This is a genomic window from Trinickia sp. (genome assembly GCF_051954495.1).
GTDB lineage: Bacteria > Pseudomonadota > Gammaproteobacteria > Burkholderiales > Burkholderiaceae > Trinickia.
The window spans coordinates 1-22,296 of the sequence record NZ_JBQCHR010000109.1 but is presented as its reverse complement, the minus strand read 5'-3'; the positions used below and the strand labels follow the sequence as shown (position 1 = coordinate 22,296).

19 protein-coding genes and 1 tRNA gene are annotated in these 22,296 nt (G+C 64.9%); 16 read left to right on the top strand and 4 right to left on the bottom strand.

Annotation, left to right across the window (positions count from 1 at the left end; translation table 11 throughout):
* The first annotated feature begins 192 nt into the window (after nt 1-192).
* Both ACTHNR_RS14645 and ACTHNR_RS14640 read left to right on the top strand, forming a co-directional pair.
* On the top strand, nt 193-2,052 hold the full coding sequence (locus ACTHNR_RS14645) for a phosphoenolpyruvate carboxykinase (GTP) (RefSeq protein WP_440548379.1): 1,860 nt from the start codon (nt 193-195) through the stop codon (nt 2,050-2,052).
* A gap of 287 nt (nt 2,053-2,339) precedes the next feature.
* Entirely contained in the window at nt 2,340-3,440 is a 1,101-nt protein-coding gene (locus ACTHNR_RS14640) for a LysR family transcriptional regulator (protein WP_440548378.1), read from the top strand.
* A gap of 147 nt (nt 3,441-3,587) precedes the next feature.
* Here the strand turns inward: ACTHNR_RS14640 and ACTHNR_RS14635 are convergent, their stop codons facing one another.
* From ACTHNR_RS14635 to dprA, 3 genes are all read right to left on the bottom strand, one after another.
* A complete protein-coding gene (locus tag ACTHNR_RS14635) occupies nt 3,588-6,242 on the bottom strand; it encodes a DNA topoisomerase III (protein ID WP_440548377.1) in 2,655 nt (884 codons plus the stop codon).
* A gap of 247 nt (nt 6,243-6,489) precedes the next feature.
* Complete coding sequence (locus tag ACTHNR_RS14630; RefSeq protein ID WP_440548376.1) at nt 6,490-6,867, bottom strand: thioredoxin family protein; 378 nt, start codon at nt 6,865-6,867, stop codon at nt 6,490-6,492.
* A 72-nt stretch (nt 6,868-6,939) separates the two neighbouring features.
* Nucleotides 6,940-8,187 (bottom strand): DNA-processing protein DprA, encoded by a 1,248-nt coding sequence (dprA, locus tag ACTHNR_RS14625; protein WP_440548375.1) that lies wholly within the window; start codon nt 8,185-8,187, stop codon nt 6,940-6,942.
* A 255-nt stretch (nt 8,188-8,442) separates the two neighbouring features.
* Between dprA and def the strand changes: the two genes are divergently transcribed.
* The 14 genes from def (at nt 8,443) to ACTHNR_RS14555 (ending at nt 21,171) form a co-directional block, all read left to right on the top strand.
* Nucleotides 8,443-8,946, top strand: a complete 504-nt coding sequence (gene def / locus ACTHNR_RS14620) for a peptide deformylase (RefSeq protein ID WP_440548374.1) — start codon at nt 8,443-8,445, stop codon at nt 8,944-8,946.
* 52 nt (nt 8,947-8,998) lie between these two features.
* A complete protein-coding gene (gene fmt / locus ACTHNR_RS14615) occupies nt 8,999-10,003 on the top strand; it encodes a methionyl-tRNA formyltransferase (protein WP_440548373.1) in 1,005 nt (334 codons plus the stop codon).
* Nucleotides 10,004-10,147: 144 nt separating this feature from the next.
* Complete coding sequence (locus ACTHNR_RS14610; RefSeq protein WP_440548372.1) at nt 10,148-10,804, top strand: LysE family translocator; 657 nt, start codon at nt 10,148-10,150, stop codon at nt 10,802-10,804.
* A 112-nt stretch (nt 10,805-10,916) separates the two neighbouring features.
* The gene (htpX, locus tag ACTHNR_RS14605; protein ID WP_440548371.1) at nt 10,917-11,774 is read left to right on the top strand and encodes a zinc metalloprotease HtpX; all 858 of its coding nucleotides are present in this window, start codon (nt 10,917-10,919) and stop codon (nt 11,772-11,774) included.
* Nucleotides 11,775-12,004: 230 nt separating this feature from the next.
* On the top strand, nt 12,005-13,438 hold the full coding sequence (gene rsmB / locus ACTHNR_RS14600) for a 16S rRNA (cytosine(967)-C(5))-methyltransferase RsmB (protein WP_440548370.1): 1,434 nt from the start codon (nt 12,005-12,007) through the stop codon (nt 13,436-13,438).
* Nucleotides 13,435-14,028, top strand: coding sequence for a DUF4390 domain-containing protein (locus tag ACTHNR_RS14595; RefSeq protein WP_440548369.1), 594 nt, complete (start codon nt 13,435-13,437; stop codon nt 14,026-14,028). The genes rsmB and ACTHNR_RS14595 overlap by 4 nt, the downstream gene beginning before the upstream one ends.
* Nucleotides 14,018-16,429, top strand: coding sequence for an ATP-binding protein (locus ACTHNR_RS14590; protein WP_440548368.1), 2,412 nt, complete (start codon nt 14,018-14,020; stop codon nt 16,427-16,429). Before ACTHNR_RS14595 ends, ACTHNR_RS14590 begins: the two co-directional genes overlap by 11 nt.
* The gene (gene esaR / locus ACTHNR_RS14585) at nt 16,430-17,125 is read left to right on the top strand and encodes a response regulator transcription factor EsaR (protein WP_440548367.1); all 696 of its coding nucleotides are present in this window, start codon (nt 16,430-16,432) and stop codon (nt 17,123-17,125) included.
* Nucleotides 17,126-17,198: 73 nt separating this feature from the next.
* Nucleotides 17,199-17,274: transfer RNA gene (locus ACTHNR_RS14580), tRNA-Phe, on the top strand.
* A 258-nt stretch (nt 17,275-17,532) separates the two neighbouring features.
* On the top strand, nt 17,533-18,264 hold the full coding sequence (gene queC / locus ACTHNR_RS14575; protein WP_440548366.1) for a 7-cyano-7-deazaguanine synthase QueC: 732 nt from the start codon (nt 17,533-17,535) through the stop codon (nt 18,262-18,264).
* A gap of 78 nt (nt 18,265-18,342) precedes the next feature.
* The gene (gene queE, locus ACTHNR_RS14570) at nt 18,343-18,975 is read left to right on the top strand and encodes a 7-carboxy-7-deazaguanine synthase (protein ID WP_440548365.1); all 633 of its coding nucleotides are present in this window, start codon (nt 18,343-18,345) and stop codon (nt 18,973-18,975) included.
* A gap of 9 nt (nt 18,976-18,984) precedes the next feature.
* Nucleotides 18,985-19,437, top strand: coding sequence for a 6-carboxytetrahydropterin synthase QueD (queD, locus tag ACTHNR_RS14565; protein WP_440548390.1), 453 nt, complete (start codon nt 18,985-18,987; stop codon nt 19,435-19,437).
* 232 nt (nt 19,438-19,669) lie between these two features.
* The gene (locus tag ACTHNR_RS14560) at nt 19,670-20,452 is read left to right on the top strand and encodes an HpcH/HpaI aldolase family protein (RefSeq protein ID WP_440548364.1); all 783 of its coding nucleotides are present in this window, start codon (nt 19,670-19,672) and stop codon (nt 20,450-20,452) included.
* 14 nt (nt 20,453-20,466) lie between these two features.
* The gene (locus ACTHNR_RS14555) at nt 20,467-21,171 is read left to right on the top strand and encodes a tetratricopeptide repeat protein (RefSeq protein ID WP_440548389.1); all 705 of its coding nucleotides are present in this window, start codon (nt 20,467-20,469) and stop codon (nt 21,169-21,171) included.
* A 20-nt stretch (nt 21,172-21,191) separates the two neighbouring features.
* Here the strand turns inward: ACTHNR_RS14555 and rodA are convergent.
* A partial coding sequence (gene rodA / locus ACTHNR_RS14550; RefSeq protein WP_440548363.1) for a rod shape-determining protein RodA occupies nt 21,192-22,296 on the bottom strand: 1,105 nt, incomplete at its 5' end.

Below are 22,296 nucleotides of genomic sequence, written 5' to 3'. Positions count from 1 at the left end.
ACCGCTTCTTTTTAACAGCTTGTCGAGCGAACGCGCAAGCCGCGATTTGCACGCGTGCTCCCCGGCAAGCTTTCCCGCTCCTGACGCTCCCGTTCGCGCGCGCAACGTACGCGCACGAACGCGCCTCTCGCATGCAGCGTCGGCGAGCCATGCCCGTTTCCTTCTTAACGATCACAAAACGGAGACTGCTCGATGAACCATTCCGCCTTTGGAGGCGTCGCCACACTTGAAGCGCCCGCTTACGTCAAACATCGCAAGCTGATCGACTGGGTCCAAAGCGTCGCGGCCCTGACGAAACCCGATCGAATCGTCTGGTGTGACGGTTCGCAGGAGGAATACGATCGTCTGTGCGAACAAATGGTGCAGGCCGGCACGCTCAAGCGTTTGAACGCTGAGAAGCGTCCGAACTCGTATCTGGCTTGCTCTGACCCTTCCGATGTTGCACGCGTCGAAGATCGCACGTTCATCTGTTCGGAGTACGAAGAGGATGCGGGCCCCACCAACAATTGGATGGAGCCGTCGGAGATGCGCACGACGCTCGAAGGTCTTTTCGACGGCGCCATGCGCGGGCGCACGCTCTACGTCGTGCCGTTCTCGATGGGGCCGATCGGTTCGCCCATCGCGCATATCGGCATCGAGTTGACCGATAGTCCCTACGTCGTCGTCAACATGCGGATCATGACCCGCATGGGTCGCGCCGTGTACGACGTGCTCGGTCAAGACGGCGAATTCGTCCCGTGCGTGCACTCGGTCGGCGCGCCCCTCGAGGCAGGCCAGGCGGACGTTTCGTGGCCTTGCAATCCGACGAAGTACATCGTGCATTTCCCCGAAGCGCGCGAGATCTGGAGCTTCGGTTCGGGCTACGGCGGCAATGCGCTGCTCGGCAAGAAATGTTTCGCGCTGCGCATCGCGTCGACGATGGGCCGCAAGGAAGGTTGGCTCGCCGAACATATGCTGATTCTGACCGTCACCTCCGACGAAGGCCGCAAGTATCGCGTGGCCGCGGCGTTTCCGTCGGCCTGCGGGAAGACGAACTTCGCTATGCTCATCCCGCCGAGTGCGATGGACGGCTGGTCGATTTCGACGATCGGCGACGACATCGCGTGGATCAAGCCGGGCAAGGATGGCCGGCTCTACGCGATCAATCCGGAGGCCGGCTATTTCGGCGTGGCGCCCGGCACGAGCGAAAAGACGAACTTCAATGCAATGGCCACGCTCAAGGGCAATGTCATCTTCACGAACGTCGCGCTGACGGACGACGGCGACGTCTGGTGGGAAGGGATGACCGAGGCCCCGCCCGCGCATTTGATCGATTGGCAGGGCAACGATTGGACACCCGAGATCGCCAAGGAAACGGGGCGCAAAGCCGCGCATCCGAACGCTCGATTCACGGCGCCGGCTTCGCAATGTCCGTCCATCGATCCCGATTGGGAAAACCCCGCGGGCGTGCCGATCGACGCCTTCATTTTCGGTGGGCGGCGCTCGGGTACGGTTCCGCTCGTGACCGAAGCGCGCAACTGGGTGGAAGGCGTCTACATGGCCGCGACGATGGGCTCCGAGACCACTGCTGCCGCGGCCGGCAAGCAAGGCGTGGTGCGGCGCGACCCGTTTGCGATGCTGCCGTTCTGCGGCTATCACATGGGCGACTACTTCGATCATTGGCTCAAAGTGGGCGAGCGGCTCGACAAGCTTGGGGCGAAGCTGCCGAAGATCTTCTGCGTCAACTGGTTCCGCAAGGGCCCGGACGGGAAGTTCGTCTGGCCGGGCTTCGGCGAAAACATGCGCGTTCTGCGCTGGATGGTGAGCCGAGTGGAAGGCCGAGCGGAAGGCGTCGACCACGCCTTCGGCGTATCGCCTCGCTACGAGGACATCGATTGGAAGGGCCTCGATTTCACGCGCGATCAGTTCGAGCAGGTCATTTCAGTCGACGATAACGACTGGCGGCGCGAGTTGGAACTGCACGCCGAATTCTTCGAATCGTTGCGGCATCGGCTCCCCGCGGCGCTTACGCAGACGAAAGCCGAAATCGAGGGCCGGTTGGCTTCGGCCTAAGGTCGAGAAGCAGAGCGTTTATTCGGGGCGGAGAGGAGCCGTAATCACCCTCTTTCGCACCTGGTTTCAACGTTGATGAACCGCCTTCGGGCGGTTTTTTCATTGGTGCTGCTGCGTGTCAGCACAATTTTTGCCCTCATATTCCGCAATCGGTCCAAGCGCGTATTTCTTGGTAAGAAATAAAAGTCGCCCTGCGCGCAACTCTGCATGCGTTTCAAAGTCGTAGGACAATTACGGATTGGCTCAGAAATTTTTTTCTGAGTAACAACAAGCGGCAGGAGTCCTCAATGGATCATTTGCAGTCGATGCGTGTGTTCGTGAAGGTGGCGGATCTCGGCAGTTTCGCCCGTGCAGCCAGTGCGATGGACATTTCCAACGCCGTGGCGACGCGCCATGTAGCCGACCTCGAAGGCCGGCTCGGCACACGCCTGCTCAACCGCACCACCCGCAGCCTCTCGCTGACCGAATCGGGCCAGGTCTATTTGGAACGCGCCCGCCAGATTCTCGATGAGCTCGAAGACGTCGAGCAGATGGTCGTCGCACGCAATCACGAGCCCGTCGGCACGCTACGCATCGTCGCGCCCGTGGTATTCGGTCTGCACAATCTCGCCCCGGTGCTGCAGACCTACACCCAGCGCTACCCGAAAGTCGTGCCGGATCTCACGCTCGTGGACCGCAGCGTCGATCTCGTCGAAGAAGGGTTCGACGTCGGCATCGTCATTGCCCAAAAAGTACGCAGTGCCAGCATCGTGACGCGCCGGCTCACGACGGGCTGCATGATCGTTTGCGCCACGCCCGCCTATTTGGAAAAGCACGGCACGCCCACGCGGCCGGAGGCGTTGCTCGATCACGCGTGCTTGAGCCTGCCGACCGAATATTGGGGCGATGAGCGGGTGTTCACGGGGCCGGAAGGCGAGGTGCGGGTGCGGCCGTCCAACGTCATCGTTGCGAACAACACGGAGATGCTGCGTCAGTTCGCGCTGCTCGACATGGGCATCGCGATCTTGCCGAGCTACCTGATCGGAAGCGATACGACGCGCGGCAATCTCGTGCGCGTTCTGTCCGACTACCGGTTGCCGCAGGTCGAGATCAACATCGGATACCCGAGCCGCCGTCACTTGCCGGCCAAGGTGCGCACGTTCATCGATCACCTCGTCGAGCACTTCAGCCAGACGCCGAACGGCACGCTTGGCGAGCTGTGGCTCAAGGATGGTTCGGCGCCGCCGGTGAGCGCGCCGGTTTCATCGCAATTCGAACATGTCGATGCGAGCGAGGCAGCAGACGGCGAGGAGGTCGAGAGCGAAGCGTTCGGCGGCAGGCGCGAAGGCGGGGTGAGCAAGCTGGCGCGTCCGCAACGCGTGCGCATGAGCACGGCGTCCCCGCTGTAGCGAGGCACGGGTACGTGCGTCGAATGCCTCGAGGGATGGGGCGGACGCAGCAAAAAAACGAAAGCGAGCGCACCTATGTGCGCTCGCTTCGTTTCGTCGGTTGATGTCGATCGACGTCGACCGACATCGAGCGGCTTATGCTTTCGCTTAAGCGTTCACCTTGCGTGCAGCCGCACGCTTGGCCGGCGTTTTCGAAGCTGCCGTCTTGGCGGCCGGTTTCGCTGCGGTTTTGGTCGCGGCTTTCTTGGCCGGAGCGGCCTTGACCGCTTCCTCGGCGCCGTCCGAATCGCCATTCGCCGCAGCAGCCTTACGCGATGCCGTTTTGGCGGCCGTCTTCGCCGAGGGCTCTTTCTTCTCGAATTCGAACCCGATCTTGCCGTCGCTTTGCTTGACGAGGAACGCCTTGAAGTTGCGGCCGGTGCGCGATGACTTGAAGCCGGTCAGCAGGTCGGTGCGGCCTTCTCCCAGCAGCTTGCCCATCTGCTCGCGTGCAATTTCCTGCTGCAGAATCACCTTGCCCGAGCGGAAATCGCAGGTCTTCGGGTTCGCCACCGAGTTTTCGCAAACGTAGCTCATGCCGTGCTCGAACACGCGAGCATGGCATTTCGGGCATGCCCCTACGCTTTCTTGCTCGGAGAAGTCGGGCGCTTCGCCATCTTCGCCGCCCTGGTCCTGGCCGAAATCGAATTCGAGCTTGTAGTTCTTCGTCTCGTCGTCGAACGTGAGCTTGAGAATGGCCGAGAACGGGCGCCCCATCTTGCTTCGGAAACCGGACAAGGGGCCGATCGTCTTCTCTTTCAGCAGCGTTTCCACTTCTTCGACCTCGAACTGGCGGCTGCCCGGGATCTTCGAAATCGAGAATTCGCACTGCGTGCAGGCAAAGCGCCGGTAGTTCTCCTTCACCTGCCCGCCGCAATTGGGGCACGGCGTGCTCAGCGTGGCGTAATCGCCCGGGATCGTGTCGGAGTCGTACTCTTTCGCGCGTTTGACGATCGTCTGCGTCATGCGGGCGATTTCCTGCATGAACGCGTCTCGCCCCAGATTGCCGCGCTCCATCTGCGACAGCTTGTATTCCCATTCGCCCGTCAGCTCGGGCGCGGTCAGTTCCTTCACGCCGAGCCCGCGCAGGAGCGTCATGAGCTGGAACGCCTTCGCGGTCGGGATCAAATCGCGGCCTTCGCGCACGAGATATTTCTCGCCGAGCAGGCCTTCGATGATGGCCGCGCGCGTGGCCGGCGTGCCGAGCCCCTTGGCAGCCATGGCTTCGCGCAGCTCATCGTCCTCGACGAGCTTGCCCGCGCCTTCCATCGCCGAGAGCAGCGTCGCTTCGTTGTAGCGAGCGGGCGGTTTCGTCGTCAGACCGTGCGGGGCGATCTCGTCGGTCTTGACCTTTTCGTCCTTCTGCACCGGCACGAGGTTGGCGTCCTCGCCGCTCGTTTCGCGACCATAGACTTGCAGCCAGCCCGGCTCGACGAGCACCTTGCCCTCGGTCTTGAAGTGATGCCCGACGACTTCGGTAATGCGCGTCGTGACCCGATATTCGGCCGCCGGGAAAAACACGGCGAGGAACCGCTTCACGACGAGGTCGTACAGCTTCTGTTCAGGCTCGGACAGCGCCTTCGGCGCTTGCAGCGTCGGGATGATGGCGAAGTGGTCGCTGATCTTCGAGTTGTCGAAGATGCGCTTGTTCGGTTTGACCCATCCCTTGTCGAGCACCTGCTTGGCGAACGGCAGGTAGTTGTTGCTCTCCTTGAGCATCTCGAGCGTGCTGCCGACCGTGGCGAGATAGTCTTCGGGCAGCGCGCGAGCATCGGTACGGGGGTAGGTCAGAACCTTGTGCTTCTCGTACAGCGCCTGGGCGAGGCCCAGCGTGTTCTTCGCCGAGAAGCCGAAACGGCCGTTCGCCTCGCGCTGCAAGCTCGTCAAATCGAACAGCAGCGGCGAGAGCTGGGTCGAGGGCTTCGATTCTTCGGTGACGACGCCCAGTTGCTCGCGGCATGCGGCGACGACCGTTTCGGCGGCCGCGAGACTCCAGAGCCGCGAGTCGCGTTTCTCCGGGTCGAATTCGTCGCGCTTGAACTTAGGGTCGAACCAGCGGCCTTCGTAGAAGCCGCCGGCGCAGACGAACTGCGCGCGCACTTCCCAATAGTCGCGCGGCACGAAACGGCGGATTTTTTCTTCCCGTTCGACGACGATCGACAGCGTCGGCGTTTGCACGCGCCCCACCGTCGTCAGGAAAAAGCCGCCGCCCTTGCTGTTGAATGCCGTCATCGCGCGCGTGCCGTTGATCCCGACGAGCCAGTCGGCTTCGGAGCGGCAACGCGCGGCGTCGGCCAGCGGCTGCATGTCGGCGTCGCTGCGCAGGTGGGCGAAACCGTCGCGGATCGCCGCGGGCGTCATCGATTGCAGCCACAGCCGCTGAACCGGTTTCTTCACGTTCGCGTGCTGGGCGATGAGCCGGAAGATCAGCTCGCCTTCGCGTCCCGCGTCGCATGCGTTGATGAGGCGGTCGACGTCCTTTCGCTTGATCAGCTTGGTCAGCACCTTCAGCCGCGATTCGCTTTTTGCGATCGGGTTGAGGTCGAAATGCGGCGGGATGACAGGCAAATGCGCGAAACTCCATTTGCCCCGCTTGACGTCGTATTCTTCGGGCGCGGCGATCTCGAGCAAATGGCCGACCGCCGACGAGAGCACGTAATCGTCGCTCTCGTAGTATTCGTCATGTTTGGCGAAGCCGCCGAGTGCTCGCGCGATGTCGTTCGCGACAGAGGGCTTCTCCGCAATGATCAGTGCTTTGGACATGACAGGTTGGATGTAGTGACCGGGGTCCGAACCCGGATTGTGTTCCCTTCAACGACCGCTTTATAGCACACGCAGAGTGAGCGGCGTCCCGTTCGCACCAAAAAGCACCACGCTGGCCGGTAACCGCCGGCACCGGCCGCCGCGCCAGGACGCGTGCGGCGTAACCCCGACGGGCGGCGGGCCGGCGTGCACTGCGACAGCACGGATCGTGCCCTCGGGGCTCGCCGATTCGCGCATCGCAAAAGAATCAGACCGCTGCAAGCGCCGGCCGCACCTTCGGCGCGGCCACAGTGGCCGGCAACGCCGCCAGGTCCGACAGCATGCGCTCGGCGATCGCCTTATGGGGCAGTACGGTACCGAAAAAGCGCGCGGTCATGCTGTCCTCGATCAACAAGGTGGGGAAATTCTCCACGTCGAGATCGTCGAAGCGGTCGGCGTGCGTTTCGATGTCGATCCACACGAAGCACATTTCCGGGTGCGCGTCGGCCAATTCGTCGAACGTTTGCCGGTAGTCGCGGCACGTGCCGCACCACTGTGCGCACAGGCAGGCCACGAGCAGGGTGTTTGGGTTGATGACGCGCTCGGCGATCCGGTCTGTGTCGGTGTCGAGATTCAGCGCGGGCATGATGCGTTCCTTCTTTCTGTTCCCGTAGCGATTGGGCGACTGTAGCACGCCGGTTCGAGCCCTCGTTGGACGCTACCGGTTCGTCTGCCGCGCATAGCGGCCGCCCGGCAAAGCCGCGATGCATCCTCGCAATTCGAGCTCGAGCAGGGCGGCCTGCAGTGCTGCACTGTCCATTTCGGTGCGTGAAGCGAGAATTTCAAGGGCGGCCGGCGCGTGACCGAGCGCGTCGAGCAGCCGGGCCGCCGCGCCGGACAAGGGCCGCTGCGCCGGGAAGACGGCGAGCGGCGCGTCGAACAGCGGCAGCGGCTCGGGCGGCGACGCGTGCGATGCCCGGGTGCGGGCCGGCTTGGACGGCGACGTGCCCGAGGGCGTTGGCCGGGACTGCCGGGGCGCGAGCCGACCGCCGGTATCGCTGGCGCCGGGTACTGCTCGCCCGGGCCGTGTCGCGCCGAATTCATCGAAGATGTCGTCCGGCGTCTCGGTCAATTTGGCGCCGTCTTTGATGAGCTGATGGCAGCCCCGCGATAGCGGGGCGTGAATGGATCCCGGGATGGCGAACACATCCCGCCCCATTTCATTGGCGAGCCGGGCGGTGATGAGCGAGCCCGAGCGCAGCGCGGCTTCGATGACGAGCACGCCCCTCGCCAGCCCGGCGATCAGACGATTGCGCTGCGGAAAGTGGGCCGGCTTGGCCGGCGTGCCGAGCGGCCACTCCGACACGATCGCGCCGCGCGCGGCGATCTCGCGGGCGAGCGCGCGATGCTGCGCCGGATAGACGAGATCGGCGCCCGTTCCGACGACGGCGATCGTGACGCCCTTGGCCTGAAGCGCGCCTCGATGAGCCGCGGCGTCGATGCCGAGCGCCAGACCGGAAACGACGGCAAGGCCGGCGGCGGCCAGTTCGCGGGCGAAAGACCCGGCATCGTTGGCGCCCTGCGCCGTCGCGTTGCGGCTGCCGACGATGGCTACGCTCGGCGCATGCAGCGATTCAAGCTGGCCCGTCACGTAAAGCAACGCCGGCGGATCGTGCATCGTCAGCAGGGCGCTGGGATAGGCGGGATCGTCGAGCGCAACGAGCGCGTTGCCCGGTTGCGTGCACCAGGCAGCGGTGCGTTCGCGCGCGTCGCCTACATCGGCCTGCGCGGCGGCTCCGACGGCGCGGGCGATGACGTCGCCCGCCGCCTCGGCCAACAGGCGATACGGCTGCGCGATGACCGCCTCCACATCGCCGAAAGCCGACACCAGCTGCCGCAGCGCCGCGGGAGAGACGCCGCGCGCACCCGATAAGGCCAGCCAGGCGCCGAGCCGCGCCGGGGTCATCGGCCGAGCGCGCACCGGCGCTCCCCTTCGAACGCGCGTCTGCGCCGGCGCGCATGCCGTGATAAAATTTTCACCATCCGAAATACCTCCAACGTGGCTTAGGCGCGCGCTCGGTTGCTGCTCGCGGCCTGAAGGCGCGCGCGGTTCGGCGTATCTTCAGTGTTTGGCGAGGGCCGCGGCAGTCGGCCGAACGGCCTACCGGATTTTCGATATCGATCACGCGCGTCGCGGCTGCGTCGCAACGACTTGGACACCATGGCTTTACTGAGCATCCTCAACTATCCCGACAAGCGGCTGCACAAGGTCGCGAAACCCGTCGACAAGGTCGACGACCGTATCCGCAAGCTCGTGGCCGACATGGCCGAGACGATGTACGCGGCGCCCGGCGTGGGACTGGCCGCAACGCAGGTGGACGTGCACGAGCGCGTCATCGTCATCGACGTCTCGGAATCGCACGATGAGCTTCGTGCGTTCATCAACCCCGAAATCGTCTGGTCGAGCGGCGAGCGCAAGGTCAATGAAGAAGGCTGTCTGTCGGTGCCCGGCATCTACGACAGCGTCGAGCGCGCCGAACGCGTGCGCGTGCGGGCGCTCAACGAAAAGGGCGAGTCGTTCGAACTCGATTGCGAGGGCCTCTTGGCCGTGTGCATTCAGCACGAGATGGATCACTTGATGGGGCGCGTCTTCGTCGAGTATTTGTCGTCGCTGAAACAGACGCGCATCAAGACCAAGATGAAGAAACTCGCGCACGCGATGTAACGCGCGCTTTGCTTTTTACGTCGCTCCCTTACTTGCCGCCTTCGCTCGATCCATGACCTCCACGCTGCGCGTCGTCTTCGCCGGCACGCCCGAATTCGCCGCCGCCGCGCTCGCGGCCATTCATGAAGCCGGGTTTTCCGTGCCGCTCGTGCTCACGCAGCCCGACCGGCCCGCCGGGCGCGGCATGAAGCTGCAAGCGAGCCCCGTCAAACGCTATGCGGCCCTGCACGGGCTGCCCGTGGCGCAGCCGCCGTCGCTGCGCCGCGCCGGCAAATTTCCGGCCGAGGCGGCCGCTGCCATCGATCGGCTGCGCGCAACGCCGCACGACGTCATGGTCGTGGCTGCGTACGGCCTGTTGCTGCCGCAGGAGGTGCTCGATATCGCGCCGCACGGCTGCATCAACATTCACGCATCGCTGTTGCCACGCTGGCGCGGCGCCGCGCCGATCCATCGCGCGATCGAGGCCGGCGACGAAGAAACCGGTATTACGCTGATGCAGATGGATGCCGGCCTCGACACCGGCGCGATGATCGAGGTGGCGCGAACGCCGATCGACGCGCGCGACACCACCGCGACGCTGCACGACAAGCTCGCGGTGCAGGGCGCGCAGTTGATCGTCGGCGCGCTTCGCACCCTAGAGCGGACCGGCGTGCTGCATGCCGCGCCGCAGCCCGCCGAGGGCGCCACCTACGCGGAGAAGATCGGCAAGCACGAGGCCGCGCTCGATTGGCGTCGGCCCGCCGAGGCGCTCGCGCGGCAAGTGCGCGCGTTCGATCCGTTTCCGGGCGGCGTCGCCGCGCTCGAGGATGGAACGGCGCTGAAAGTCTGGGCCGCCGAACCGGTCGCGCAAGTGCGTGGCGGCATGAATGCCGAGCCGGGCACGATCGTCGATGTGTCGCCGGACGGCGTAGTCGTGGCTTGCGGCGAGGGCGCGTTGCGCCTCACGCAGTTGCAAAAGCCGGGCGGCAAACGCCTGCCCGTGCGCGAATTTCTTGCCGGCGCCGCACTGACCCGCGGCCAGCGGCTGCAGGCGCCCTCGGCGCCCGAGGCGGTCTAGCGGCGGGTGGTGGGTGCCGAGCGGCGGCTGCCGTGCGCTCGGCATGCGGCAGCGCTCGAGTGCACGATCGCGGCGCGGCGTGAGACCATGACGGATCGAGACATTCGGTCGAGAGATACAGGATACGTACAGGAGCCCCGGAGCATGTTCGGCATCGTTCATTTCCCGTTTTTCGTCGCGGCGGTTTTCCTGCTCAACGTGACGCCGGGCCCCGATACGGCCTACATCGTCGGGCGCAGCGTCGCGCAAGGGCGCGGGGCGGGCCTCATGTCGGCGCTCGGCATCTGCACCGGCTGCTGCGTCCATTCGATCGCCTGTGCGTTCGGCTTGACGGCGGTGCTTGCCGCCTCCGCCACGGCCTTCACTGTCATCAAATTCGCCGGCGCGATCTACCTCATCTATTTGGGCGTGCGGCTCGCGTTCGCGTCGCCGGAGAAATCCGCCGACGCGGCCCAATCGGGGCAGCCGGGCGCAAGTGCCGCGCAGGGCGCGAAGCCGCTCAAGCAACTGTTCATGCAAGGCTTTTGGACGAACGTGCTCAATCCGAAGGTCGTGCTGTTCTTCGTCTCGTTCTTTCCGCAATTCGTCTCCGCCGACAGCGATCACAAAGCCTTGGCGTTCCTCACGCTCGGCGGCGTATTCGTCGCGATGAGCGTCGTTTGGTGCTTGTTCCTCGTCTGGGTGGCGAGCGGCGTCACGCGGCGGCTGGGCGGTAAGCCCGGCGTCAAGAAGTGGCTCGACCGCGTGGTCGGCAGCGCGTTCGTCGGCCTCGGGCTCAGGCTCGCGATGGCGACGCGATGATTGAAATTTCGGACTTCGCCCATACCTGACAAATCGCTTACAATTGAGCGACGCGCCCGGGCGGCTCTCTGGTCGAGATCGTTATCGGGGCGCAATCGAAAAAGGAGTCCACATGTTCAATTGGGTCAAAACCGCGATGCTGATGGCCGCGATCACGGCCCTGTTCGTCGTGATTGGCGGGATGATCGGCGGTTCGCGCGGCATGATGTTCGCGCTCGTCATCGCGCTGGCGATGAATTTCTTCTCGTACTGGTTCTCGGACAAGATGGTCCTGCGCATGTACAACGCTCAGGAAGTGGACGAAACCAGCGCGCCTCAGTTCTATCGCATGGTGCGCGAACTGGCCACCCGCGCCGAGCTGCCGATGCCGCGCGTCTATCTCATCAACGAGGATGCGCCCAACGCGTTCGCCACGGGGCGCAACCCCGAACACGCGGCCGTAGCGGCGACCACGGGCATCTTGCGTGTTCTGTCGGAGCGGGAAATGCGCGGCGTGATGGCGCACGAGCTCTCGCACGTGAAGCATCGCGACATTCTGATCTCCACGATCTCGGCCACGATGGCCGGCGCCATCTCGGCGCTCGCCAATTTCGCGATGTTCTTCGGCGGCCGGGACGAGGAAGGACGCCCGACGAACCCGATCGCGAGCATTGCGGTCGCGCTGCTTGCGCCGATCGCCGCCGCCATGATTCAGATGGCGATTTCCCGGGCCCGCGAGTTCGAGGCCGACCGCGGCGGTGCAAGGCTGACCGGCGATCCTCAGGCGCTCGCTTCGGCCCTCGACAAGATCCATCGCTTTGCCTCCGGCATTCCGTTTGCCGCGGCCGAGGCGCACCCTACCACGGCGCAGATGATGATCTTGAATCCGCTGTCGGGCGGCGGTATCGCGAATCTTTTTTCGACGCACCCGGCGACCGAAGAGCGCATCGCACGTCTGATGGAGATGGCCCGTACCGGGCGTTACGAGTGACGCATCGGATGGCATATCGCGCGCTGCACTGATGCGCATGGAGGAAACGGGCCCGCGGGGCCCGTTTTCATTGCGGCGACCGGCATGGCGCGAGCGCGATCGCCTGTCCTCGTCCCGAGCGGGACGGGAAGGACTGGCAGGTCAACGCGGACCGCGCGGTAGCGCGCGGTACAATAGCGCGCTTGTCCCGTCCGTCCGCATTGCGCATCGCGCGCCGTTTTTCCTTCTCGATGACCCGATCCGCTTTTTCCCGTCGTACATCGCCGAAAGCCGGCGCCGCGCGCTTTTCGATGCTGCATCTCGCGCCCGATTCGCTCGGCTTCGCGCTCGATGCAGCCGCGCAGGCCGTCGGCGCCGTACGCGCGGGGATGGCGTTGCCGGCCGCGCTTGCGGCCGTGCTGGCATCGGCTGGAGCCGGGAATGCGGCGCTCGCGCGCGGCGCCATTCAGGATATCGCCTATCGCGCGCTGCGACGGCTCGGCACCGGCGATTGGCTCGTCACGCAGCTCGTGCGCAAGGCGCCGCCCGCGCATGTCGGCAACGTGCTCGTTTGTGCATTCGCACTCTTGGCCGATGACGAACACGCGGCGGCCTATGCCCCGTACACGGTTGTCGACCAAGCTGTGACCGCGATTGCCGCGCGCCGCGAATGCGCCTTCGCGAAGGGGCTCGTCAACGCCGTGCTGCGCACTTTCCTGCGCGAGCGCGAGGCCTGGCTGGAGAAGGCCGAATCGGACCCGGTCGCGGCTTGGAATTATCCCGCTTGGTGGATAGAGGCGGTGCGCCGTGCATGGCCCGACGCCTGGCAGCGCGTGCTGGCCGCCGGCGACGCGCCGGGCCCGCTGACGCTGCGGGTGAATGCGCGGCGCACGACGACGGCCGATTACCTGCAGCTGCTCGACGCGCAGGGTATCGAGGCCGTTGCGATCGGGCCGCATGCGGTGAAGCTTGCGGCCGCCGTGCCCGTCGAGCGCATTCCTGGCTTCGCGCAAGGCGTCGTGTCGGTGCAAGATGCCGGCGCGCAATGCGCGGGCGAGTGGCTCGGCGCGCGCGACGGCATGCGGGTGCTCGATGCTTGCGCGGCGCCCGGGGGCAAGACGGGCCATGTTCTCGAGATGGCCGATGTCGAACTCGTGGCGCTCGAAGCCGATCCCGCGAGGGCCAAGCGCATCGACGAAAACTTGTCCCGGCTCGGGCTGACGGCGAAGGTGGTCGTCGGCGATGCCGGCGATCCTTCGCAATGGCACGACGGCCGGCCTTTCGATCGCGTGCTCGCCGACGTGCCCTGTTCGGCGTCGGGCATCGTGCGCCGCCACCCGGACGTGCGATGGCTGCGCCGCGCGACCGACATCCCCGCGCTCGTCGCCGAACAGCATCGCATACTCGATGCGCTTTGGCCCCTCGTCGCGCCGGGCGGCGAGCTGCTTTATGTGACATGCTCGCTCTTCCCCGAGGAGGGCGAGGAGCAGGCCCAATGGTTTGAACGTGTTCATGAAGATGCGGTACGATTGGACGCGCCCGGGCAGCTGATGCCGTTCTGCTCCGGCGCGGCGGCCGAGCGCTCGGCTTCTTCATCGACCGGAACGCGCGCCTTCGATCTCGAGCGCGGCGGGGCCGACATCGACCACGACGGTTTTTTCTACGCGCGCTTTCAGAAACGGTGACGATCAGCAATCGCTTTTTTCCGCTCAGGCTCTTGGCCTCGCTCTGGATTGGGCTGACCGTTTGCCTGGCCGCGGCGGGGGTGGCGCGCGCCGATACGATCGCCGTGCAGCGTGCGTCGCTGCAGGCCGACGGCAGCGGCTGGAACCTCGACGCGCGGTTCGACTTCGATTTGAATAGCAGCCTTGAAGACGCGGTCAACAAGGGCATCCCGCTTTATTTCACGACGGAGTTCGAGCTCACGCGTCCGCGCTGGTATTGGTTCGACGCGCAACCCGTGTCGGTCACGCAAACGCTTCGCTTGTCGTTTCAGCCCTTGACGCGCGAGTATCGCGTGTCGAGCGGCGGCTTGCAGCAGGGCTTCACCTCGCTGTCCGAGGCGCTGGCCGTGATCAAGCACGTCACGTCTTGGCACGTGATCGATCGCAATCAAGTGCAGCAGGGGGAGACTTATACGGCGTCGGTGCGTATGCAGCTCGATACGGCATTGATGCCGAAGCCGTTTCAGGTCGATGCGGTGAACAACCGCGACTGGGCGCTTGCTTCCGATTGGAAGCGGTTTACTTTCACGGTGGCCGAACGTGCTAAATAGCGTGCGTCGAAGAGCGGACGTGAGGAGCATTCTCGTTCGCGTGATCGTCTCGACGGTAGCCGTCACGGCGCTGCTGCTGCTCGTGCTGCTCGCCGCGGCCAGCGCCAACACCGAATTTTTCGATCGCTACTACTCGTGGCTTTACGCGGCGAATATCGCCGTCGCGCTCGTCTTCCTGCTGATCGTTTTCGCGCTCGTCGCGATGATCGTGATGCGGCTGCGCAAGGGCAAGTTCGGCACGCGGCTGCTCGCGAAGCTCGCGATTTTCTTTGCGCTGGTGGGGGTGGTGCCCGGCGCGATCATCTATGTCGTGTCGTACCAGTTCGTCTCGCGCAGTATCGAGTCGTGGTTCGACGTCAACGTCGAAACGGCCTTGACCTCGGGCTTGAATCTGGGGCGTGGGATGCTCGACGCGTCCTTGTCGGACTTGCAGACGAAGGCGCAGGTGATGGCCGAGCAACTGGCGAGCGCCGCGCCGACGAATACGACGCTCACGCTGCTGCGCATGCGCGATCAGTTCGGCGTGCAAGAGGCGATGCTCGTGGAATCGGTCCGCAGCGTATCGGGGGCGTCGCCCGATTTGCACGTGGTCGCGCAGGCCTCGAGCAACATCACATCGCTGATGCCTGACGATTTGCCTACCGGGATCATGCTCGACCAGGCGCGCGGTCGCGGCTATGCGGCGATCGAAGGCGAAGTCGACGGCGATCCGCATGCAAAGGGCGCCAAGGGGTCGCTGCGCTTGAGGGTGGTCGTGCGTGTACCCGATGCGAACACGTCGCTGCTGCAGCCGGCCGAGCGTTTCCTGCAACTGACGCAGCCCGTTTCGCCGACGCTCGCCCGAAATGCCGATGCCGTGCAGCGCGCCTATCGCGAATACCAAGAGAAGGCGCTCGGCCGTACCGGCCTGCGCAAGATGTATATCGGGACGCTGACGCTTGCGCTGTTCCTGGCGACGTTCATCGCGATGATGCTCGCGCTCGCGCTCGGCAATCAGCTGGCGCGGCCGCTGTTTCTGCTGGCCAAGGGCACGAAGGAAGTGGCCGAGGGCGACTACACGCCCAAACGCGAAATCAAATCGCGCGACGAACTAGGTTTTCTGACGCAGTCGTTCAACGCGATGACGCGGCAACTTTCCGACGCGCGCGCGGCCGTCGAGCGCAACCGGGTCGCGCTCGAGCATTCGAAGGCGTACCTCGAAAGCATATTGGCGAATCTCACCGCCGGCGTGTTCGTGCTCGACCGCCAGTTTCGCTTGACCACTGCGAATCGGGGCGCGGAGCGCATCTTCCGGCAGCCGTTCCAGTCGATGCTCGGCGCCTCGCTGGAACATATCGGCGTGCTGGCCGAATTCGCGGCGATGGTGCGCAAGGCATTCGCCGATCGCGAGGCGGCCAGCGAGGGCGCCGTCGACGACGGCGGCCATTGGCAACAGCAGATCGCCGTGTCGGCGCCCGGCGAGACCGAGCCTCTTACATTGCTCGTGCGCGGTTCGCGGCTCGTCGCGGCGGTGCCGGCCGAGGGCGGCGGCGAGGCGGACACGGCCGGCTATGTCGTCGTGTTCGACGATATTTCCGACGTCATCTCGGCACAGCGTTCGGCGGCGTGGGGGGAAGTGGCTCGGCGCTTGGCGCATGAGATCAAGAATCCGCTCACGCCGATTCAGCTGTCGGCCGAGCGGCTGCAAATGAAGCTGGCCGACAAGCTCTCGCCGCACGATGCGGATGTGCTCAAGCGCGGCGCGACGACGATCGTCAATCAAGTCGCGGCGATGAAGCAGATGGTCGACAACTTCCGCGATTACGCGCGGACGCCGCCGGCGGTTCTCGCGAATCTGCAGTTGAACGAGCTCGTCACCGAAGTACTGGGCTTGTACGGCGTCGAAGAGGGCAAGAGCGCGATCACAGCCGAACTTGCATCGCTGCCCGTGATTCGCGGCGACGCCACGCAATTGCGTCAGGTCATCCACAATCTGCTGCAAAACGCGCAGGATGCCGTGGCCGAGGTAGCAAGCCCGCGTGTCGTCATCGAAACCAAGACAGTAGAATATGGCGACCCCGACGCGCAGGGCAAAGCGCGCGTCGCGGTTCGCCTGACCGTGTCGGACAATGGACCGGGCTTCCCCGCCCGCATCCTCACGCGCGCGTTCGAACCCTACGTGACGACGAAAGCCAAAGGAACGGGGCTCGGGCTGGCCATGGTCAAGAAGATCGTGGACGAACACGGTGCACGCATCGATATACGTAATCGAGTGAAAGCAGGCGAAGCAATCGAAGGTGCGCAGATTTCGATTTTGTTCCTGCAGTTGGCAGACGACGCGGCGCCCGCGACAGGCCCGGCCACGGGCGGCGGCGCGGCGTCGGGGACGACAAAAGCAATAGCGCAGACAAGGGCAGCATAAATGGCGACCATCCTGGTAGTAGACGACGAAATGGGTATTCGAGAACTGCTCTCGGAGATCCTGAGCGACGAGGGACATGCCGTGGAGGTGGCGGAGAACGCGCAGCAGGCGCGCGATTTCCGCTTGCGTCAGGCACCCGATCTGGTGCTGCTGGATATTTGGATGCCGGACATCGACGGCGTGTCGCTGCTCAAGGAGTGGGCGGCGCAAGGGCAGTTGACCATGCCCGTCATCATGATGTCCGGTCACGCGACGATCGACACGGCCGTCGAGGCCACGAAGATCGGCGCGTTGAACTTCCTCGAAAAACCGATCGCGCTTCAAAAGCTGTTGAAGGCGGTCGAGCAGGGACTCGCGCGCGGCAGCGCGGCGCCGGCCATGGGCAACACCGCGGCCAAGGCGGCGGCGCCCGCGAACGTGGCGACGGTGGCGGCGGCCGTCGCGCTGCCGATGCTCGTGGCCGACGCGGCGCCGGCCGCCACGGTGGCGGCGACCCAGCAGGCGGCGTCGATCTCGTTCGACATTCCGCTGCGCGATGCGCGCGACGCCTTCGAGCGCGCCTACTTCGAATATCACTTGGCGCGCGAAAACGGCAGCATGACGCGCGTGGCCGAGAAAACGGGCTTGGAGCGCACGCACCTTTACCGCAAGCTCAAACAGCTCGGGGTCGATCTGAGCAAGAACAAGGGTGAGTGAAGGGTCGAACGATCGGCCGCGAAAAAAGCACTTGAGCAAAGCACAACCCCTTGCTATACTCTCGCTTCTTCGTGGCCCGGTAGCTCAGTTGGTAGAGCAGCGGATTGAAAATCCGCGTGTCGGTGGTTCGATTCCGCCCCAGGCCACCAGCAGTATCCAACCCCAAGAATCGCAAGGTTCTTGGGGTTTTTCTCATGGCGGACACACGCGGCCGGCGAAGGCGAGCGTCATGGGGCGGCGAACGCAAGGGGGCGTCCACTGCTGCGCGGTATAAGCGCGGCGCAGCCCGGCTCGCATACGCGAGGCCTATACTGCAAGCACCGTGCGCCGGGCCCGCTGAACCGTCGCACGGCACCGGGCACGCGCCGCGTGCTCACCCCTTTGATGACGTCCACGGAGTGTTCACGGTGATTCGGACAGACGCTAAGCATGGCGCGCTCGTGCTGTTTTCGGGCGGCCAGGATTCGACCACATGTCTTGCTTGGGCGCTCGAGCGCTATGAAACGGTCGAGACGCTCGGCTTCGACTACGGTCAGCGTCACCGCGTGGAACTCGAATGCCGCGAAGGCGTGCGCCAGGCGATCGTGCGCGAGTTCCCCGCCTGGGCCGAGCGCCTAGGCGAAGATCACATGATCGATTTGTCGGTGCTCGGTTCGATCAGCGATACGGCCATGACGCGCGAGATCGAGATCGAGGCCACCGCGAATGGTCTGCCGAACACGTTCGTCCCGGGCCGCAACTTGATGTTCATGACGATCGCGGCGGCGATCGCGTACCGCCGGGGCTTGCCGGTCCTGGTCGGCGGCATGTGCGAGACCGACTTCTCGGGGTATCCCGATTGTCGCGACGATACGATGAAGGCGTTGCAAGTGGCCCTGAACCTGGGCATGGACAGCCGGTTCGTGCTCGAGACGCCGCTCATGTGGCTCGACAAAGCCGATACCTGGCGTCTTGCGCACGAGCTGGGCGGCGATGCACTCGTCGAGCTCGTGCGAGTCCAGACGCACACGTGCTATGTCGGCGAACGCGCCGAGCTGCACGACTGGGGCTTCGGCTGCGGGCAATGCCCGGCCTGCCGCTTGCGCAAGCGCGGTTATGAGGCATTTCTTGCCGGCGAAAAAGTGACACAGCCGGCGTAACGGCGCTTAAAGAGCTAGGCGCCGCGGCGGGCCCGTCGGCGGCCTGCCTGGGGTGAGGATGGACGAATCGGGCGCAGCATGACGTACGCGGTTAAGGAAATTTTCTACACATTGCAGGGCGAAGGCGCGAACGCGGGTCGCCCGGCGGTGTTTTGCCGGTTCGCCGGCTGCAATTTGTGGTCGGGGCGCGAGGAAGATCGCGCAGGCGCCGTCTGCCGGTTTTGCGACACCGACTTCGTCGGGACCGACGGCGAGAACGGCGGCAAATATCGCGATGCGGGTGCGCTCGTCGAACGCATCGCATCGCTGTGGCCCGATGGGGAGGGACACCGCTTCGTCGTCTGCACGGGTGGCGAACCGATGCTGCAGATGGACGAGCCGCTCGTCGATGCGCTGCATGCGGCCGGTTTCGAAATTGCCATCGAGACCAACGGTTCCTTGCCCGTGCTCGCTTCGATCGATTGGGTTTGCGTGAGCCCGAAGGCCGACGCCCCGCTCGTGGTCACCAAAGGCAACGAGCTCAAGGTGGTCGTGCCGCAGGACAATCAACGCCTGGCCGAGTACGCCGAACTCGACTTTGAGTACTTCCTGGTGCAGCCGATGGACGGCCCGTCGCGCGATCTCAACACGCGTCTGGCGATCGACTGGTGCAAGCGTCATCCGCGCTGGCGCCTCTCGATGCAGACCCACAAGTATCTGAACATTCCCTGATTCGCCGTGCTGACGATTACCCGAAAACTCGAATTCGATGCGGGCCACCGCATTCCCGATCACCGCAGCCAGTGCCGGAATCTGCACGGTCACCGCTACGTGCTCGAAATCACGCTGCGCGGCGATCTCGTGGAAACGGAAGGCGCACCGGACCGCGGCATGGTGATGGATTTCGCCGACGTGAAGTCGCTGGCGATGACGCATCTCGTCAGTCGCTGGGACCACGCCTTTCTCGTCTACGAGGGCGATACGCGGGTGCGCGAATTCCTCGATTCGATGCCCGAGCACAAGACCGTCGTCATCGATCGCATCCCCACCGTCGAAAATCTGGCCGCCGTCGCCTTCGAGACGCTCGCGCGGATCTACGACGCGCACTACGGCGTGAACTTGCGGCTGCAGCATGTCCGGCTTTACGAAACGCCGAACTGCTGGGCCGACGTCGTTCGCGACAGCGAGATCTGATCGTCTGGCTTCGGCGCGCGCACGCGCCCGTGCGCGCGGGTCCTGAAGCATCGCGCCCCCGCTGCGCAGGCGGCGCATCGGCCGCTTATTGTCGGGGTATGATCGTGCCAAAGGCGGCCCGCGCAGCGACGCGGCCGGCCGACGATCATTCCAAGGAGCGAGACATGCCGAGCGCCGCCTCCGCGATCTCATACCGTTCTTCGTTCGCCGCTCATCGGCGGGGAGCGTCCCGATGAGCGCATTGACCAATCCCCTGAAGCAGCGTCTGCAAGAAAGCGAACCCCTTTTCGGGCTTTGGCTGTCGCTTGCGAGCGCCGATTCGGCCGAGGCGCTCGCCCATGCGGGCTTCGATTGGCTGTGCATCGACATGGAGCACGCCCCGAACGATTCGGCGGACGTGACGGCGCAATTGCGCGCCATCGCGGCGGCGCATCTGCCGACCGAGCCGATCGTGCGCGTGCCCGCGCGCGAAGGATGGCTCGTCAAGCGCGTGCTCGATGCCGGCGCCCGCACGATCATGTTTCCGAATATCGAATCGGCCGAGGACGCGGCCCATGCGGTGCGTCTGACGCGCTATCCCGATGCCGCCGCGCCCGATGGGCTGCGCGGCGTCGCGGGCGTCGTGCGGGCCGCTGCGTTTGGCGCGCGCCGCGACTACGTGCAAAGCGCGAACACGCAGATCGCCACCATCGTGCAGATCGAATCGGCGCGCGCGCTCGAAGATGTGGAGGCGATTGCGGCCACGCCGGGTGTCGATTGCCTGTTCGTCGGGCCGGCCGATCTCGCGGCGAGCCTGGGTCATCTCGGGGACTCGAAGCACCCCGACGTCCAGGCGGCGATTGCCCGTATCGTGGATGCTGCTCGCCGGGCTGGCATTGCCGCGGGAATTTTTGCGCTCGACGCGGCCGGCGCGCGTCAGTACCGCGAGGCGGGTTTTCGGGTGATCGCGTTGGGCTCGGACATGATGTGGCTCGTGCGGGCCGCACGCTCGGCGTTGCAGGAGGTGAGGTCGTGAAACAAGGATCGATGATGAAGCGAGCGCTCTCGATATTCGCCCTCGCCGCGGCATGCGCGACGGCCAGCGTCGCCTATGCGCAGAATGCCGCGCCGGAACAAGGCCAGGCGGCGGCCGACCCGGAAACGCAAACGGCGGTGGCCGACTACAACGCGGGCAACTTCGCCGCCGCGCTCAAGGAATTCCACGAGGCCGCCGATCACGGCAATCGCTTGGCGCAATTCAACTACGCGATGATGCTGCTCAACGGCGAGGGGACGGCGGCCAACGTCGACGAAGGTCGCAAGTGGCTGCGCAAGGCCGCCGATCAAAACATGTCGCACGCCCAGTATGTCTACGGGCGGATGTACGACGACGGCGACTTCGTGGCGCGCGATCCCGCGCAAGCGCACGAGTGGTTTCTCAAGGCCGCGCAGCAGGGCCATGTGCAAGCCGAACTCGCGCTCGCCAATCAGTTCCTCGACGGCCGCGGCACGCCGCGCGACAACGCTAAAGCGTTCTTCTGGTACAAGAAGGCGGCCGAAGGCGGCGACATGACGGCGCAATACGTGACCGGTTCGTTTTACGAGCTGGGCGGCGACGGTGTCGAGCGCAATTTGAACGTCGCGCGCGCCTACTATGCGGCGGCGGCGGCCCAGGGCGATCCGGCCGCTCGGCTCAAGTATCAGCAGCTCAGCCGAGCGCTCAAGGACGAGGTCAAAAAGCAGCCGCCGAAATAGCGGCGCTCAACGTTCAGCGCTCAGCTCTTCATGAGCCGCTTTTGCCGGCCGACGCTCATGATGAGGCCGACGGCGACGCCGAGCGTCGCCAGCGCGGTGCCGCCGTAGCTCATGAACGGCAGCGGCACGCCGACGACGGGCAGGATGCCGCTCACCATCCCCACGTTGACGAATGCATAGGTGAAAAACGCCATCGTCAGCGAGCCCGCGAGCAGGCGGCCGAACATCGTCGCGCCGTTCGCCGCGATATACAGCCCGCGTGCGATGAGCGCCGTATAGAGCGTCAGCAAGACGAGTTCGCCCACGAGCCCGAATTCCTCCGCGAACACGGCGAAGATGAAGTCGGTGTGCTTTTCGGGGATGAAGTCGAGGTGGGCCTGCGTGCCCTTGAGCCAGCCCTTGCCGAGCGGGCCTCCCGAGCCGATCGCGATGACGGCCTGAATCGTATGGAATCCCTTGCCGAGCGGGTCCGACGTGGGGTCGAGCAGCGTGCAGATGCGGTGCTTCTGATAGTCGTGCATCAACGGCCATTGCACTTGCGGCTGGCAAATCTTGTCTTGAAAAGTGGCCACGAGGCCGATGCCGATCACGGCGGCGATCAGCACCGGCACGATCAGCTTGAACGACAGGCCGGCCAGATAGATGACGAATAGCCCTGCCGCGAAAACGAGCACGGCGGTGCCGAGATCGGGCTGTTTGGCGATGAGCCCCACGGGCAGCAGCAGAATCGCGAAGCCGACGATGAAGTCGTACCAGCGAATGGAGCTTTCGCGCCGCTGGTAGTACCACGCCAGCATCAACGGCGTGGCGATCTTCAAGATCTCGGACGGTTGAATGACCACGCCGACATTGATCCAGCGTTTCGCCCCCTTCTTCGTGATGCCGAACAGTGCCACCGCCACCAGCAGTGCGACACCGAACGTATAGAGCGGAACGGCGAAGCGCATCAGCGTGGTGGGTGGGATCGTGGCGAGCACCCACATGAGGATGAACGTCAGCACGATGTTGCGCAGTTGATCCTCGACGCGACCGGGCACGTCGATACTCGCGCTGTAGAGCGTGACGATGCCGACGCACAGCAGCAGAAACACCGTCAGCGCGAGCGGACGATCGAAGCCGACGAAC